Genomic DNA, 17,698 nt, shown 5'->3' with positions numbered 1-17,698 from the left:
TGCCAAATTAACCAATTTTAACCAAACAATTTATTATGTACACGCTTCCTAAAATCGAACGTTTCAACCAAGACGTTCTCTCTAAATATCACATTTACAACAGTGTTTTTATAACATTACCTTTTGATTCTGTTGACAATACAGGTGTCTTGTTGCCTATATTTACAGATGTTTGTGATAGTGGTTTTAAGAAACAAGAGACTCCTAAAGAAATAGTTGACTTTTTCTCTAAAAAATACATGCACAGCACATCCGAAAAGGATAAAATCACATTAATGTTTCATTTTATTCAATATATAGAACGTCAGATTGTTTTGTTTGATGCTATTGAAGACGCTGCTTTTCCTATTGTAAATAATATGGAAGGAAGAGGATCTCTTCGTGATATCAAAGAAAAATCGGATGCTAGGGATAATAAAGAAGAGCTAATTGATTTTTTAGAAAACTTCAATGTTCGTACGGTTCTTACAGCACATCCTACACAATTTTATCCTGGAGCTGTTTTGGGTATTATTAATGATTTGACTGAAGCCATTCGAAAAAATAATCTTTTAGATATTAAACAATTGCTTGCGCAGTTAGGGAAAACTCCATTTATTCAAAATGAGAAACCAAATCCTTTTGACGAAGCGGTAAGTTTAATATGGTATCTTGAAAATGTATTTTACAACACTTCTGGAGAAATGGTGCATTATCTTCAAAAGAATATTTTTCAAGGAAATTCAATTCAAAATCCATTAATTAAACTTGGTTTTTGGCCAGGAGGTGATCGTGATGGAAATCCTTTTGTCACAACAGAGATTACTTTAAAAGTGGCCGAACGTCTTAGAACGTCAATTTTGAAGTGCTATTATATCGAAATTAGAAGCTTAAAAAGAAAGTTAACATTCTCTGGTGTAGATGTTTTGGTTGCTGAACTAGAACAAAAACTGTACCGTTCTGTTTTTTATTCTCGAGGTGAAATTTATATCACATTAGAAGAATTTAAATTGCAATTAACTAAAATTAAAACAATAATAATTGAACAACATCAGTCTTTGTATCTCGATAAAATAGATGCACTACTGATTCGTTTGAATTTATTTGGTTTTCATTTTGCTTCTTTAGACATTCGTCAAAATAGTAAAATACATGATGCTGTTTTTAGCGATATTGTTGCTTATCATTTAAAATCGGGTTCAGCTATTTTTCCTGCGGATTATTTCCAATTATCAGAAGCCGAAAAATTTAATGTTCTGTCTAATGTAAAAGGAGATTTAGATTTGAATGATTTTGATAACGAAATGACAAAATCTACTTTAGGGTCTATTCAAGCCATCAAAACGATTCAAGAAAAAAATGGGGAGTTTGGAGCCAATCGTTATATCATCAGTAATAATGAAAGCGCGCTGAATGTAATGGAAACTTTTGCTTTATTCCGTTTGAGTAATTGGGAGCATGCAACGGTAGATATTATTCCACTTTTTGAATCAGTGGATGATTTGCAAAATGCTCATGTAATCATGGAGAAATTATATACGAATCCGGAATATGCCAAACATTTGGAAAGCAGAAATAAAAAGCAAACTATTATGCTTGGTTTCTCTGACGGTACAAAAGATGGTGGTTATTTGATGGCGAATTGGAGTATTTATAAAGCTAAAGAAGAATTGACTGCGATGTCAAGGAAATACGGCATTAATGCTATTTTCTTTGACGGACGTGGTGGACCTCCAGCTCGTGGTGGTGGAAAAACACATAAATTCTATGCTTCATTAGGTCCAAATATCGAAAATAATGAAATTCAAATTACCGTTCAGGGGCAAACTATTAGTTCTAATTTTGGAACATTAGATTCTTGTCGCTATAATTTAGAGAATCTTTTGAGTGCAGGAGTAGCCAATCAGGTTTTCAATAAAGGTCAAAATGAATTATCTATCAATGAAAAAGAAATTCTGGATCAATTGGCTGAGTTAGGTTATAATAAATATTTGAGTTTCAAGAATCATCCTAAATTCATTCCGTATTTGGAACAAATGAGTACTTTGAAATATTATGCTAAAACTAATATCGGAAGTCGTCCTTCAAAAAGAAGTAAATCGGAGACTTTAGATTTTGCAGATTTACGTGCCATTCCTTTTGTAGGTTCTTGGAGTCAGTTGAAACAAAATGTACCAGGATTTTTTGGAGTGGGTTCTGCCTTGAAGCATTTTGAAGATACGGATCAATGGGACAAAGTTCAAGATTTATATAATGGTTCTTTGTTTTTCAAAACACTATTGGAAAACAGTATGATGTCATTGGCTAAATCATTTTTTCCACTGACTGCCTACATGAGTAAGGATCCTGAGTTTGGTGCTTTTTGGCAAATTATCTATGATGAATTTTTGGAAACCAAAAGATTATTATTGAAAATTGCAGGGCATACCGAGTTAATGGAGAATTATCCTGATGGTAAAGCATCTATTCAGATAAGAGAACGTATTGTATTGCCTTTGTTGACAATACAACAATATGCACTATTGAGAATCAATGAGTTGAACAAAGAAAAAAATCCAGATTTAGAATTAATAAAAGTGTACGAGAAAATCGTAACGCGTTCTCTTTTTGGAAATACTAATGCTAGTAGAAACTCGGCGTAAAGAAGAATTTAGAATTTAGAATTCAGATTGTTCCATAGAGGTTTTAAAAATTAAAGTATTCAATTTAAAAAATAAATTTATGAACTCAAACCAATTACCCGTTAATGAATATGCGAGTTTTTATGCTACTTATATAAAAGCTATTGAGAATGTTGAATTGATTGAAGAATTAGAAATCAGTTTGCATGACTTTATAAAATTTGTGCAAAACATTTCGATGGATAAATTTGACTTTCGTTATGCCGATGGGAAATGGACGATTAAAGACATTATTCAACATCTTATAGATGCCGAACGTGTTTTTAGTTATCGAGCTTTGCGCATTTCAAGAAATGACAAAACGCCATTGCCAGGTTTTGAAGAAAATGACTATGTAGATAATACCAATGCAAACGGTAGAAGTATTCAAGATTTACTGACTGAATTTTCTGCGGTAAGACATTCTAGTTTGTTGCTTTTCAAAAGTTTTTCTGACGAGCAATTAACAAGAATTGGAATTGCTTCTGGGCAAGAAGTTTCTGTTCGTGCCATAGGGTTCATTATTATCGGACATCAGAAACATCATCAAAAAGTTTTTGCGGAAAGGTATTTGTAGATTATTCGAAACAGGTTAACCAAATTTTCAACTTGTTTTCAAAAGTCATTATATTTGTAGGACTAGTTGAAGGCATCGAATAATACGTATACCTTCTGAAAACCCCGAAAGGGGGGGTAATGATTCTAGAAAATATATTACATCAGAGAGCAAACCCCGAAGGAGTGAAATTATTGAGGGCACTGAAAAACTACCTGTAAATAAAAAGGCTTAAACTTTAAATCAGTTTAAGCCTTTCTCTTTGTTATATTTTTGAATTAAACACTTTCAATCTCAATTAAGCGATTCTCAGAGCGTTTATTTCATTTTTTTATCATGGTTGGTCTCCATTTTTTCTACGAGGACTTTTTCAGTGCCCTCAAATTATTTCACCCTTTTTTTGTTAAAAAACCTCGATCCTAATAATTAACATATTCAGATGTGAAAATACCACCCCATTCGAGGTTTTTGGATGATGATATTACTTATTTCTATAATCATTATACCCCTTCGGGGTTTGGATGACTTATACCAATTGACTTGCTAATCCAATAATCCCAAAAGTTTTGGTATTGGTTTGAATAGCGATTGTAATTTGTCTTCGACATGAAGTCTAAAGGGGAATCGGGTTTAAAATACCACATTCTCTTTTTCTATCAAAGCCAAACCAATTCTGATTTTATCATAAGGGATCTGCTCCTCGAAGAATTCAAAGTAGGGCTTTAACGCATTTGGAGATTCTAATTTAATTTTGGCTTCAGCAATTTTTGAAATTTCTGCTTCAGTGATATAAATACTCAAATCGATTGGATGTCCATCAAGATATAGTTTTGCCAAATGTGAAGTTATGGTAGTTACACCTAAATTTCGTTTTGCTGCAATTTTTTCAACGGTCATTCCACTTTGAAATAATTCCAATGTTTCTTTATAAGTGCTTCCTTCTTTTTTCTTTCGAACTACTTTGTTTTTTTGAAAATCAATTATAGCCTTGATAAAAGAATCGCCGTATTTTTCAAGCTTGGCTTTTCCAACCCCATCAATTGCTAGGAACTCATCGTCACTCATGGGTCTTTGGGTTTCCATTTGTTTCAGAGTAGCATCATTAAAAATGATATAAGCAGGAACTTCTTCTTCTTTGGCTAATTCCGCTCGAAGTTTTCTAAGAATTTCAAAAAGGGAATTCGCAGTGGTTCTACTTTTAGCTTGACTTATTTCTGATTTTTCAGCATTAAATTTCTGTACGGTTGTCAATTGAACTTTTTCGCCTTCGAACAACACTTTTTTGGCAAAAGCGGTTAATTTTATTTTATTTTGCTGATGAAAAGCAATTTCGCAATACCCTAAATTAATCAGTTGAATGATGTACTGATTCCAATCATGCCAAGAAATATCAGCTCCTACACTATAGGTTTTTAAATTTTGATACCCTTTATCATAAATAGAAGTATTTTTTGAACCTCTCAAAAAGTCAACAATAACCGGTAATGCTTCTAATTCTTGCAAACGCATCACGGCCGACAATGCTTTTTGGGCAATAATGGTACCGTCAAAAAAAGCGGGTGGATTTTTGCAGATATCACAATTTCCACAATTTTCGGTAACCAATTCTCCAAAATAGGAAAGCAATATTTTTCTGCGACAGCTCAAAGCATCAGCATACTGTTTCATTCTTTCCAGTTTTGCCAGTTGCACTTCGGCATTCAAACCTTCGGATGCGAATTTTTGCAATTGTATCACATCGCCATAACTTTCGAATAAAACGGTTTCCGATGGCAAACCATCCCGACCAGCACGACCAATTTCTTGGTAATAGCCTTCTATATTTTTGGGTAAATTATAATGGATTACCCAACGAACATTCGATTTGTCGATTCCCATACCAAAAGCAATCGTGGCACAAACCACCTGACAATCATCGTTTATAAATTCGTCCTGAGTTTTTGATCTTATTTTATTGTCTAAACCTGCGTGATACGCTTTGGCTTTGATTCCGATTTTTTGTAATTTCTCCGCCAGTTCCTCTGTAGTTTTACGACTTAGACAATAGACAATTCCGCATTCATTGGGTTTGTCTTTTATGAAATCCATAATTTGCTTTACCCGATCTAAAGCGGGTCTTACTTCTAGACTCAAATTTTTCCTGTCAAATGAGGCGACAAACGTTTTAGGATTTATCAAATTTAACTGATCACTTATGTCTGTACGCGTTGCTTTATCGGCAGTTGCGGTCAAAGCTAAGATTGGAGTAGAAGGGAAGCGGTTTTTTAGGTATCCCAAATTGGTATAAGCCGGTCTAAAATCATGTCCCCAAGCCGAAATACAATGGGCTTCATCAATAGCGATAAGGCTAATAGTTATCTGACTGAAGGCATTTTCAAGATAGGATAAACTCTCTGGAGCAACATAAACGAGTTTGACTTTGTTGTCTTTTAAGTTTTGAATATGCGATTGCTGTTCTTCGCTAGACTGAGAACTATTGATAAAACAAGCTGCTATTCCGTTGGCTTTCAAGCTATCGACCTGATCTTTCATCAAGGCGATTAGTGGTGAAATTACAATAGTTATTCCAGGTAAGACTAATGCGGGAAGCTGAAAACATATTGATTTTCCTCCTCCCGTTGGCATAATAGCCAGAGTATCTTGTCCAGAAAGGATGCAATTGATAATGTCTTCTTGGTTGGGTCTGAATTTTTCAAACCCGAAATTTTCTTTGAGTTTGGCGTGTAGAATTTCTGTAGTCATCTTGGCGTATATTTTATTTTATAAATCTAATAAAAAAAGGAACTCAAATTTGAGTTCCTTTAATTTTATTTTAAAAAAGTATAATTACTCTTCGTCATCGTCATCATCGTCGTCGTCTGCAACGTCATTTTTATCTGAATCTTCATCGTCGTCATCTCCATCAACATCTGGTTTGTCTAGATTTTCATCTTCATCATCGTCGTCATCATCTGCATCGTCAACATCTAGTTCAAGACCGCTTATTGGCTCAACAACATCGTCCATTTCATCATCTTCATCGTAATTACCAATTCTATCAGCCAGCTTAGTACTTACTTTTACTAAATATATGGTGTCTATTGTTTTAACTTCAACAGCCTCGATCAATTCATTTTTGGCATTTCTAAATCGGATGATATCGGAATCATCATAACCATCAGGAAACTTTTCGACCAAAAGATTTAAAATTTCGTTGGTCAGTTTTGCGTAATCAACTATTACTCTTTTCATAAATAATTATTATAAATCTAACAAATAAGCAAAAATTAATGGAGCTACAATCGTAGCGTCAGACTCAATAATGAACTTTGGTGTTTTTATATCCAATTTACCCCAAGTGATTTTTTCATTAGGAACTGCTCCAGAATAAGAACCGTAACTGGTTGTTGAATCTGAAATTTGACAGAAATAACTCCAAAATGGAATATCATGCATTTCCATATCTTGGTACAACATCGGTACAACGCATATTGGAAAATCTCCAGCAATACCACCACCAATTTGGAAAAAACCAATACCGTTAGCGCTATTTTTTGGATACCAGTCAGACAATGAAACCATATATTCGATACCTGATTTCATTGTTGATGCTTTCAATTCTCCTTTTATAACATAAGAGGCAAAAATATTACCCATAGTACTATCTTCCCATCCTGGTACAATAATAGGTAAATTTTTCTCAGCAGCGGCATACATCCAACTGTCTTTTAAGTCAATTTCATAATATTCTTCCAACACACCCGAAAGCAGCATTTTGTACATGAACTCATGAGGAAAATATCTTTCTCCATTGTCATCAGCATCTTTCCAAATTTTATAAATGTGTTTTTGAAGACGACGGAATGCTTCGTGCTCAGGAATACAAGTATCGGTAACTCTATTTAAACCTCTTTCTAATAAATTCCATTCGTCTTGTGGAGTCAAATCACGGTAATTTGGAACTCTTTCATAATGCGAATGTGCTACTAAATTCATAATATCTTCCTCAAGATTGGCTCCTGTACAAGAAATAATTTGAACTTTATCTTGGCGAATTATTTCGGCAAAAATCTTTCCAATTTCGGCGGTACTCATCGCACCTGCCATACTTACCATCATTTTTGCACCATTGGCTAATTGCTGTTCGTATGCTTTTGCAGCGTCAACTAAAGATGCAGAATTGAAATGCAGATAGTGCTTTTCAATAAACTGACTGATTGGTCCTTTACTCATTTTCTTTTCGTTTTTTTATTTAATGTTTAAAAGGTTTTTTTTGAGATTTGTGTTTACAAATAAAAGGAATTTATAAACATCAAATTTCTTAAATCACAATTTTTATTGTTATTTATTATAACCTAATATTTTTAGTACATCCTCAGCGGTTTGCTGCTCAGAAAATACTTCGGTGGCAAGAATGCCATTTTCGTCTCTGTCTATTAAAATATGTTTGGGCTGCGGAATCAAACAGTGATGCAAACCACCATATCCACCTATAGTTTCCTGATAGGCTCCCGTATTAAAAAAACCTATATACAATGGCTTTTCTTTATTGTATTTGGGTAAATAAATCGCATTCATATTTTGCTCGGAGTTGTAATAATCATCACTATCACAAGTCATTCCGCCCAATAAAACTCTTTCGTAAGTTTCATTCCATCTATTGATTGCCAACATGATAAAACGCTTATTTATAGCCCAAGTATCCGGTAATGTTGTTATGAAAGAAGAATCAATCATATTCCATTTTTCTCTGTCATTTTGTTGCTTTTGATACAGCACCTGATAGATAGCACCACCACTTTCTCCAACGGTAAATGAACCAAATTCGGTAAAGATATTAGGTACATCAACTTCGGCTTCGTCACAGGCAATCTTGATTTGATTGATAATTTCATCAATCATATATTGGTAATCGTATTCAAATGCCAATGAATTTTTGATCGGGAAACCACCACCAATATTCAAACCATCAAGGGTAGGGCATTCTTTTTTCAAAGCCACATATACCTTGATACATTTTACAAGCTCATTCCAGTAATAAGCATTGTCATTGATACCGGTATTAATAAAAAAGTGCAACATTTTCAGTTCCAATTTTTTATTTTCTTTTATTTCTTTCTTATAAAAAGGAACGATGTTTTTGTATCCAATTCCCAATCTTGAAGTATAAAACTCGAATTTTGGTTCCTCTTCAGCGGCAATTCTAATTCCAATTTTGAATTTCCCTTTTATTTGCCCTTGCAACAAATCCAATTCCTCATAATTATCAATAATCGGAATGGTGTTTTTATGTCCATTGTTGACTAATCGTGCAATATTGTCAATGTATTGATCTCTTTTGAAACCATTACATATAATATAAGTACTTTTATTAATCTTGCCTTTTTCTAATAAATTCTCAACAATATTAATGTCAAAAGCAGAAGAAGTTTCTATGTGAATGTTATTCTTGAAAGCTTCATTCATAATAAATTCAAAATGAGAGCTTTTAGTGCAATAACAGTAATAATACTTAGCCTCATACTTGTTTTTCTCCATCGATTTACGAAACCATCCTTTGGCTTTGTTGATGTTGTTTGAAATTTGAGGTAAATAAGTAAACTTTAAAGGTGTTCCGTATGTTTCTACCAATTTCATCAAATCAATATTGTGAAACTGAAGATTATCTTTGTTTAATTTAAACTCTTCTTGAGGGAAATAATAGGTTTGATTTATTAAATCTGAATATTTAGTATTCATTTTTGCTGTATGTTTTTATATTAATTTTATTTTTTGAAATAGAATTAACATAAAATCAAACCCTAATGTTTGCATAAATAATTTGTAGTTTTTCGTAATCAGCTTTGAAATATTGAAAAACATCAAAACTGAAATTTCCTTTTATACCATAAAAACGTTTCAATAGCCTTAAAAAAGATCTATTGTTTATGCTTCTTTTGGCAGAGAAATTAGTGTTGTTTTGATTCTTATTCATTGGGGCAAATGTAAAAAATAATATAGACGTAATGCAATGCTTTTTATTAAAAAAAAACTAAGATTTGTAATCTTCAAATGCGTTTAGAATTAATTCGTTTTCAACTGATTGATTAATTTTAATTTTTCCGATGCCTTCAATCAATGCAAATTGAATCGTTCCGTATTCATTTTTTTTGTCATGAATAAGCAATTCCAAGATAGGATCGATATCGCTATCTTGAAAAATTACATCATCATATATTGACTTTAAAGTCGATTTTATTTGATTGTATTCTACTTCGGTAATTAAATTTTTATGCAATGAAATATAACTTTCCAATATCATTCCAACAGCAATAGCCTCTCCATGCAATAAAGTAGTCTTATTTTTATTTTCCAAAAAATAACTTTCTATCGCATGTCCCAAAGTATGACCAAAGTTTAATGATTTTCTAATGTTTTTCTCCGTAGGATCTTGCATTACAATTTCATTCTTAATTTCAACAGAGCGATATATCAGTTCATCAAAATCCGCAAAATCAATCGCTTTTAGATCTAAAAACTGCTCCCAATAGGCTTTATCGAAGATTAAACCGTGTTTGAGCATTTCGGCAAGACCAGAACGCATTTCATTTTGGGGAACCGTTTCTAGATATTGAGTATCAATCAATACCATTTTAGGAGTATTGATAACACCAATTTGGTTTTTTAAATTCCCTAAATCTACGCCATTTTTTCCACCTACCGATGCATCGACCATAGATAATAACGTAGTTGGAATATGGATAAAATCTACTCCTCTTTTGAAAGTAGAAGCAACAAAACCTCCCAAGTCTGTTACAACACCGCCACCTATATTAATAATCAATGTTTTTCTGTCGGCACCTAGTTCCGTTAGAACATTCCAGATTTCAATACAAGTCTCTATGTTTTTATTGATTTCTCCAGCTTCAAATTCTATAATTTCTATAGTCAAATCAGTTTCTAATATAGGAAGCAATTTAGGCAAACAATATTCATTTGTATTGCTGTCAACTATTATAAATAGGTTTGAATATTTATTTTCTTTTAAATGTTGGTTTAGTTTTTCATACCCAGTTTCATTGAAATGAACAGGGTAATTATTGGCTTGAATAGATTGCATCATTGTTATTTAATTGAAAGCGCAAAATAAGGTAATTTTTGCTAAATAATATTCATAGTCTCTTTATATTTGCATAAAAAAAAATAATACAAATGGAACAAATATTTAATAATACCCAAGTTGCGTTTTCATTAAAAAGCGATACCGAACTTGATAGAGCTTATTTTCTTTTCAAGTTAATAAACAATCAACCTTTAGTTCGAATAGGAACTGCAGTTACCAATTTTGCTTTAAAAGCGAACCTTCCAGTTGAAAGCTTGATTCGCGCTACTGTTTTTGACCATTTTTGTGGTGGAGTAAATGAAGATGATTGTCTTTCGGTTGTAGATAAAATGTTTAAGAAAGGAGTTTCTTCTGTTTTAGATTATTCTGTAGAAGGTAAAGAAGAGGAAGACCAATTTGATGCTGCTCTTAAAATGACATTAAAAACCATAGAGTTTGCCGAAGAACGTAAAGCGATTCCGTTTGCCGTTTTTAAACCAAGTGGTTTAGGGCGTTTGGATTTATATGAGAAAATAGGCGAAAAACAAACGTTAACTCTAGAGGAAAAAGCCGAATGGGATAGGGTAGTGGCTCGTTTTGATTTGGTTTGTAGTGAAGCTCACAAAAAAAATGTTGCCTTATTGATTGATGCCGAAGAAAGTTGGATGCAAGATGCAGCTGATGATTTGGTTACAGAAATGATGCGTAAATACAATAAAGAAAAAGTAATCATATTTAATACTTTGCAAATGTATCGTTGGGATCGTTTGGATTATTTGAAAAAATTGCATGAACAAGCCAAAACCGAAGGATTCTTTATTGGAATGAAATTGGTTCGTGGTGCTTATATGGAAAAAGAGAATATCCGTGCAGTAGAGAAAGGGTATCCAACTCCGATATGTGTTAGCAAAGAAGCTTCGGATGTAAATTATGATGCAGCAGTCCTATATATGGTAGAACATTTGGATAAAATGTCAATTTTTGCAGGAACTCATAATGAATTGAGCACTTATAAATTGATGGAATTGATGGAAACTAAAGGAATTCCATCGAATGACGATAGAATTTGGTTTGGACAATTATACGGAATGAGTGATAACATCAGTTACAACTTGGCTGAGAATGGATACAACATTGCTAAATATTTACCATTTGGCCCTGTAAAAGATGTGATGCCGTACTTGATTCGTCGTGCAGAAGAAAACACTTCTGTAGCTGGGCAAACCAGTCGTGAACTTTCTATGATCAAAGCAGAGAGAAACAGAAGAAAAGGGAAATAAAATTCAGTAGGCAGTTTTCAGTTTTTAGTATTCAGAAAGCAGTTTAAACATTTAAAGCTCGATTGGTTTTCAGGAACTGATCGAGCTTTTTTATTTGAACTGATTTATTTTCTATTTTAAAGATTTTTGAATCTTGTTTCTATACATTTGTTTATCATAAAAATTAACCAACTTAAATTGAAACAATATTATAGATTCTAAACCAATCTCTTTTAAATGCAAAGAAAATATTTACCCTTTATATCATTTTTGATATTGCTAATACTTGCAACACCATTTGAATCAGGTTTTTTTATTCAAAATTCAGTATGGAATACAAGTATATCAACAACAAGTTATTTGGAAATAATCGTATGTTTTTTAATTTCTATAATACTTTTTACATATTGGAAAATAACTAAAAAAGTTAACCTAATTAATTTAAATACTTTCTTCGCACATTTCATATTAACTTTTCCAATAGTCTTATATGCAAGATTAAATCTACCAATTCGTGTTATATTGGCAAATAATTCTAAAGATGTTTTAGAATTAATAGATTTAATCAACATTGTACTTTATTCTGTACTTACAATGTTTTTTATTGGTCAATTAATTTTTATCCTTTATATTTTAAAAATTAAAAAAGCCTCGTTTAAGTCATTTTAAACGAGGCTTTTTTTTTAACATTACAATACTCTTAAGAATTACTAAACTGTAAATTACTCAAATTCTTATATATCCCATTTTCTAGATTAATTAATTCTTGGTGGGTCCCTTGTTCACTGATTTTTCCATTATCAAGGACTAAAATCTGATCGGCAGAACGAATGGTCGAAAGACGATGGGCAATAATGATACTTGTTCTTCCTTCCATTAAAATTTCTAGAGCTTCTTGAACTAATTTTTCACTTTCGCTATCTAATGAAGAAGTAGCTTCGTCTAGGATTAATACCGATGGATTTTTCAACAAGGCACGTGCTATAGCAATTCGCTGTCTTTGTCCTCCAGAAAGTTTAATTCCTCTTTCTCCAACCACCGTTTCAAATTTTTCAGGGAAACCTTCTATGAAGTCGAAAGCATTGGCTTGTTTGGCTGCTGTATTTATTTCTTCAACAGTAGCGTTGGGTTTACCGTAAGCAATGTTTTCTTTGATGGTTCCTCCAAATAAAATCACATCTTGCGGAACAATACTCATATTACCACGAAGGTTTTCTAAATCATAATCGTAAATATTTTTTCCGTCAATTAAAATTTCGCCACTATTAATATCGTAAAAACGCAACAATAAAGAAGCAATAGTTGATTTGCCCATTCCACTTGGTCCAACAATAGCAATTTTTTGACCAAAACTGGCTGTGAAATTAATCCCTTTCAAAACCTGAATCTCTTTTCTTGAAGGATAGCTAAAAGCTACATTATTAAAGGTTACATCTCCTTTTATTTTATTTATGGTAGGAATGTGTTCGCTTGAGTCGATTTTTTCTGGTACTTCGTCCAATAATTCAAAAACTCTTTCGGTGGCTCCAATTGCTTTTTGCATTTGGGCATACAATTCGGCAATTCCTCCAGATGAAGCTCCTACATAACTGGAATACAAGATAAAAGTAAATAATTCACCAACCGTGATTTCGCCGGCAATACTCAATTGTACACCATACCAAACAACACCTACAATAGTTCCGAACAAACAAATAATAATAAAAGATGCAAAGTAGCCTCTAAATTGTCCACCCTTAATACCTATTTTAACCACTTCTTTAATTCTGTCTCTGTAACGGGCAATTTCATACCATTCATTGGCGAAAGCCTTAACAATACTAATTCCCTGCATCGTTTCTTCAACCACCACTTGACTTTCGGCTACTTGATCTTGAACTTTTTTGGAATATTTTCGAATAAACCTTCCGAAAATAACGGCAGCAACTCCAACCAACGGCACTACCGAAACCATCATAATTGTCAATTTGATATTGATACTGGCCAGCATAATAAAACTTCCGATAATCAATATAAATTGTCTTAGAAATTCGGCGATGGTTGTAGTTAAGGTATCTTGAATCTGAGTGATATCATTACTAATTCGGCTATTTAATTCCCCAACACGCTTATGCGAAAAAAAAGTCATCGGTAATTTGACCAAGTTGGTATATAAAGCCAATCGAACATTTGCCAAGGTGTTTTCAGTGAAATTGACAAACAAGGAAAGTCTGAAAAAAGAAAATACAGATTGCAATAAAAGCACAAGACCCAAGCCCAAAGCAATTTTATTGGCCAAATCAGCATCTTTTTTATTCACGCAATCTACAAGCATTCCCATAAACTTAGGGAAGGCTAGGGCGGTCACGCTGGTCAGTAATAAAAATACTAATCCAACATAGAATTTCCATTTATGATTGCCTGCATATTTAAAAATTAAGATTGCCTTGTTTAGCGAACTTGCAGTAATTTTTGATTTTGGTAAATCGTTTTCTTTGAATCGAGCCATTATTTTTTGTTTATCATACAAATGTAATGCTATAACCAACTTATAACAAAAAAATAATACTGTTTCCTTTTGTAGTAACCTACTGTTACTGAGTTTGTAAAGAAATTTGTTTGTTTTTTTATGAATATTTTTCATTTTTTCGCTTGCAAATACGAGTTCTAGTTGTATATTTGCACACGCAATGACGACAACGAAACTTGTTAAGCTGCAAAAATAGGGCGATTAGCTCAGCTGGTTCAGAGCACCTCGTTTACACCGAGGGGGTCGGGGGTTCGAACCCCTCATCGCCCACCATAAGGGACAAGGAAGAAAAATTCTTCTTTGTCCCTTTTTTATTTACATCTATCTCACTGTTAATCAGGTATATGAGCTGTACCGCTTCATTAATTCTTGTGGTTCGAAATTCAATTCCGTCAAATGTCACATTTTCGGGATAAATTGAACCAATTAAATCTCGACATTCCACAAATGTTGTTTCATTATACACAACATTCAGTCTTAATAGATTGTCAATCCCTGCGTTAAGCAGTCCTTCTATATCTTCTTTATTGTTACTTATTGTAGATAGCTTTGCTTCAAGCCTAGTAATCATACCACCATAATCCGATTTCATCTCTCTGTAATCTGATGCATCGATTTGATTTGTTGAAAGTAAATCTCTTGCTTTAGAAAGCCTTGTTTCATAATCTTTTAACTGAGTAATTATTTGTCTTTTTTCTTCCTGTACACCTTTGGTTTGTTCCTTGTATGCTTCTGCTATTAGCAAAGTATATAGATGTTTATATTCAGGACGTACCCTGTATTTTTTTAATTCACTTATAAACATTTCAGTTGTTGGCTCTGCTCTAAAACGATGTGTGCAACCACCAAAGCAATGATAATAGGCATAATATCTGTTACGCCCTTTGGATTTGCTTCCTGATAGGATTTTTGAACATTTTGGGCAAATTAGAAAACCACGAAGCGGAAGTTCTACAATAGTTTCTACTTTTGGACGGGAAATTTTTTTACGCCCATCTAGGACATCTTGTACACTATAGAATAGATCTTCTGAAATAATAGCATCATGTTGTCCATTTACAAATTGACTTTCCTCGTCTTTGTATTGAGGAACGAATATTTTTCCACAGTAAAGCGGATTGCGTACAGCCAACCAAAAGCTATTCATTCCTGTTTTAATGCCTTTTTTTCTAGCCAAACGGTGTATGTCTTCGGTGCAAAATATACCCTTTGATAATTCCTCAAATGCCCATCGCATAATGGAGGCTTCGGGCTCTTTTGGCGCAATGTATTTACTTCCGTCTTCTTTTGATCTGTTTGCATATCCCACTGGAGCCTGACTTACGTAACGACCTTCTTTTTTTGCCCTGCGCATTCCGTGAAAAACATTTAATGCTCTACGGTCATTTTCTACTTCAGGAGCAGCTAAATAAAAAGCAAGCATCATTTTGTTTTCAGGAACTGAAAGATCAAGGGGTTGTTCTATAGCTTGTGGTTCAACACCTAGTTTTCTTAACATATTAATCATTTGATACGCATCACCCGCATTACGGCTAAATCTGTCCCATTTAGTAAACAGAACTAACTCGGTTTTGTTTTTATGCTTTTTAAGATTTAACAGAAATACTTTCCATTTGGGTCTGATAAAGGTTTTTGCTGAATGGTCTTCATAAATCACATCACGTACTGCGATGGAATTTATCTGACAATATTTGCGAAGCACTTCCTCCTGATTGCGTTGGGAATATCCTTTGTCCGCCTGTTCATCGGTACTCACTCGTACGTATAAGTCTGCTATCTTTTTCATTCTCTTTTCCTTAAATACTTAGTTACTGTAATATTTGCTAATTTTCTCAAAAACTCCAAGACGTTCTTGGCTTGTTCGAGCGTTAAAACCAGTCCTTCAGCCCGTAACATTTCCATGGCTTTCTCCGGAGTAATTCTTCTTTTTTCATCCGTTTCTTCATTCCCCATCTTGCACCTCCCTCTTTAAATAGTAAAAGACCGCTTTAACGGTCTTTTACTAATTCTACATTAAATCACACTTCTTCACAAAGATAGGAAGCAATCTTTTTAAAATGACAGGTAAAATTTACCTGTCAAAATACTATAACTTCCTGCTTTTTACAAAGGTAAGATGTATTTTAATTATAGTCATGGACATAATATGTCCATCATAGGAGACGCTAGTTTATGAAGATCTGTATTAAGAATTTTTGTTTTCAGGAATATTATTCTTGTTTTTCTTTTAAAAAGAGTTTGCTTGGCTCATCCAAAAACTCAGCTTCATCAATCGGATTATGCTATCTTAATGTGATCCATTATCATTCTATTCCTTGACTAACCCATGCAGTTGGTAATTCGTCTTTGAGGTAGAATCCAAACCATTGTTGGACACGATCCATAAGATCTTTTTGATTGGTTGGATTAAGGATACTGTGTCCTTCTTTGGGATACAGTAACATTGTGTTTTTTTTACCTAATCGGCGAAGAGCTAGATAGTATTCTATACTTTGATGCCAATCGACTTGTTGATCTTCTTTTCCTGTCCACAAAAGTAGCGGTGTTGTGACATTATCAGCAGAAGTGATTGGGGAATTACGTTGATACCCTAGAGGATCTTCAAAAGGAGTATTTACCATTTTCCATTGTTCACTTTGAAAGCGCCACATATCGGGTCTTCCGGTATTCCATCCAACAGTGAAATAAAAGCTATTTAAATCGGTAACAGAAGCACCGGCAACTGCCGTTGCAAACAATTCAGTTTGAGTAATAATAAAAGCTGTTTCATATCCCCCAAAGGAATGACCTATAAGACCAATTTTATTTGAGTTTACAAGTCCGAGGTCAATAATTCTTCTTGTTCCTGCCACTACACAATCAGTTGCTGAAATGCCAGGATTGCCGTTCTCATGAATGATATCGGGTAAGAAAACAAAATATCCCTTACTAGTAAAAATTGTTGGGCTAAAACCAATTTCATTGTAATATGTGGGGTTAATATATCTATGCAGTTCTTTGGATTGTAATTCGTAAACATGGACAATCATAGGATATTTTTTTTTAGGATCATAATTGGCTGGATAAAACAGAACGCCTTTTAAATCTTGTCTTTTCGAATTTTGAAATTCGATTAATTCCGATGTTCCCCAATTGTAATTATAATGTTGTGGATTGCTTTGAAAAAAGAGCTTCGCTTCAGAGGAATCTTCTTTAGATACAAGTCTTGGAGGAAGACCAAATTCTTGCTCTCTGTAGAAAAAATTTCGTTTTTTTGAATTATACGAGAATTCATCTGTATACCGGTCTCCAAAGACAATAGGCTTTACATCTGAATCACTTTTCCATTTAAAGTATCCCGTTTTTCCATCTCCTGCTTCAGCTCTCAAAAATAGTTCCTTTTCTAAATCGACAGTATTACTTTGGAGGCCATCATAAATCAAATTTGCAGTGTTTTTATTGGGGAGATCAGCGATACGATAACTGATTTTTGATTCCCGTCCATGAGTCAACCTTCGAAAGGAACTGCCATCAGCTTTAATAGCCCATAAATCATATTGATCATAAATTATTATTTCTTTATCATCAAGATTCCATCCAGGATTCCCATATGGAGACTCAGCCACAAGTTTATATACTTTTCCCATGAACTTGCCTCCGATTTTTGCAGTGATATTTTTATGAGTTCTATCAATA

Annotated in this window: 13 protein-coding genes and 1 tRNA gene; 4 read left to right on the top strand and 10 right to left on the bottom strand. The window is 33.4% G+C overall.

The genetic code is table 11. From position 1 onward, the window contains the following. The first annotated feature begins 35 nt into the window (after positions 1 to 35). Together FNW52_RS19625 and FNW52_RS19620 are read left to right on the top strand one after the other, a co-directional pair. A complete protein-coding gene (locus tag FNW52_RS19625) occupies positions 36 to 2,621 on the top strand; it encodes a phosphoenolpyruvate carboxylase (protein ID WP_143379165.1) in 2,586 nt (861 codons plus the stop codon). Between the two features lie 79 nt (positions 2,622 to 2,700). Then, positions 2,701 to 3,216: a DinB family protein gene (locus tag FNW52_RS19620; RefSeq protein WP_143379164.1), complete on the top strand. Its 516-nt coding sequence runs from the start codon at positions 2,701 to 2,703 to the stop codon at positions 3,214 to 3,216. Positions 3,217 to 3,825: 609 nt separating this feature from the next. On the opposite strand, the gene recQ is transcribed toward FNW52_RS19620, so the two are convergent. From recQ to aroB, 6 genes are all read right to left on the bottom strand, one after another. Then, positions 3,826 to 5,937, bottom strand: coding sequence for a DNA helicase RecQ (gene recQ, locus FNW52_RS19610; RefSeq protein ID WP_143379163.1), 2,112 nt, complete (start codon positions 5,935 to 5,937; stop codon positions 3,826 to 3,828). A gap of 84 nt (positions 5,938 to 6,021) precedes the next feature. Then, the gene (locus tag FNW52_RS20930) at positions 6,022 to 6,426 is read right to left on the bottom strand and encodes a DNA primase (RefSeq protein WP_185966048.1); all 405 of its coding nucleotides are present in this window, start codon (positions 6,424 to 6,426) and stop codon (positions 6,022 to 6,024) included. 9 nt (positions 6,427 to 6,435) lie between these two features. After that, on the bottom strand, positions 6,436 to 7,407 hold the full coding sequence (locus FNW52_RS19600; protein WP_143379162.1) for a deoxyhypusine synthase family protein: 972 nt from the start codon (positions 7,405 to 7,407) through the stop codon (positions 6,436 to 6,438). A gap of 108 nt (positions 7,408 to 7,515) precedes the next feature. Then, the gene (locus FNW52_RS19595; protein ID WP_143379161.1) at positions 7,516 to 8,913 is read right to left on the bottom strand and encodes an arginine decarboxylase; all 1,398 of its coding nucleotides are present in this window, start codon (positions 8,911 to 8,913) and stop codon (positions 7,516 to 7,518) included. A gap of 55 nt (positions 8,914 to 8,968) precedes the next feature. Then, positions 8,969 to 9,148, bottom strand: a complete 180-nt coding sequence (locus FNW52_RS19590) for a hypothetical protein (protein WP_143379160.1) — start codon at positions 9,146 to 9,148, stop codon at positions 8,969 to 8,971. Positions 9,149 to 9,205: 57 nt separating this feature from the next. Continuing rightward, complete coding sequence (gene aroB, locus FNW52_RS19585; RefSeq protein ID WP_143379189.1) at positions 9,206 to 10,273, bottom strand: 3-dehydroquinate synthase; 1,068 nt, start codon at positions 10,271 to 10,273, stop codon at positions 9,206 to 9,208. A 92-nt stretch (positions 10,274 to 10,365) separates the two neighbouring features. Here aroB and FNW52_RS19580 point away from each other — a divergent pair, with 92 nt between their 5' ends. Continuing rightward, the gene (locus tag FNW52_RS19580; RefSeq protein WP_143379159.1) at positions 10,366 to 11,535 is read left to right on the top strand and encodes a proline dehydrogenase family protein; all 1,170 of its coding nucleotides are present in this window, start codon (positions 10,366 to 10,368) and stop codon (positions 11,533 to 11,535) included. 679 nt (positions 11,536 to 12,214) lie between these two features. Here the strand turns inward: FNW52_RS19580 and FNW52_RS19575 are convergent. Then, positions 12,215 to 14,002: an ABC transporter ATP-binding protein gene (locus tag FNW52_RS19575; RefSeq protein WP_143379158.1), complete on the bottom strand. Its 1,788-nt coding sequence runs from the start codon at positions 14,000 to 14,002 to the stop codon at positions 12,215 to 12,217. Positions 14,003 to 14,218: 216 nt separating this feature from the next. Between FNW52_RS19575 and FNW52_RS19570 the strand changes: the two genes are divergently transcribed. Next, positions 14,219 to 14,296 (top strand) — tRNA-Val (locus tag FNW52_RS19570). On the opposite strand, the gene FNW52_RS19565 is transcribed toward FNW52_RS19570, so the two are convergent. From FNW52_RS19565 to FNW52_RS19560, 3 genes are all read right to left on the bottom strand, one after another. Next, positions 14,253 to 15,809 carry a recombinase family protein gene (locus FNW52_RS19565; RefSeq protein WP_143379188.1) on the bottom strand — a complete coding sequence of 519 codons (1,557 nt, stop codon included), beginning with the start codon at positions 15,807 to 15,809 and terminating at the stop codon, positions 14,253 to 14,255. The genes FNW52_RS19570 and FNW52_RS19565 overlap by 44 nt on opposite strands. Then, the gene (locus tag FNW52_RS20925; protein WP_185966047.1) at positions 15,806 to 15,976 is read right to left on the bottom strand and encodes a hypothetical protein; all 171 of its coding nucleotides are present in this window, start codon (positions 15,974 to 15,976) and stop codon (positions 15,806 to 15,808) included. The genes FNW52_RS19565 and FNW52_RS20925 overlap by 4 nt, the downstream gene beginning before the upstream one ends. A 350-nt stretch (positions 15,977 to 16,326) precedes the next feature. Then, positions 16,327 to 17,698 (bottom strand): S9 family peptidase (locus FNW52_RS19560; RefSeq protein WP_221933418.1); only part of this gene is annotated, 1,372 nt, incomplete at its 5' end.

This window comes from Flavobacterium sp. ZT3R18 (assembly GCF_007097385.1).
Lineage (GTDB): Bacteria > Bacteroidota > Bacteroidia > Flavobacteriales > Flavobacteriaceae > Flavobacterium.
The sequence above is the reverse complement of the archived record's forward strand: the minus strand, read 5'-3'. Positions and strand labels throughout refer to the sequence as shown.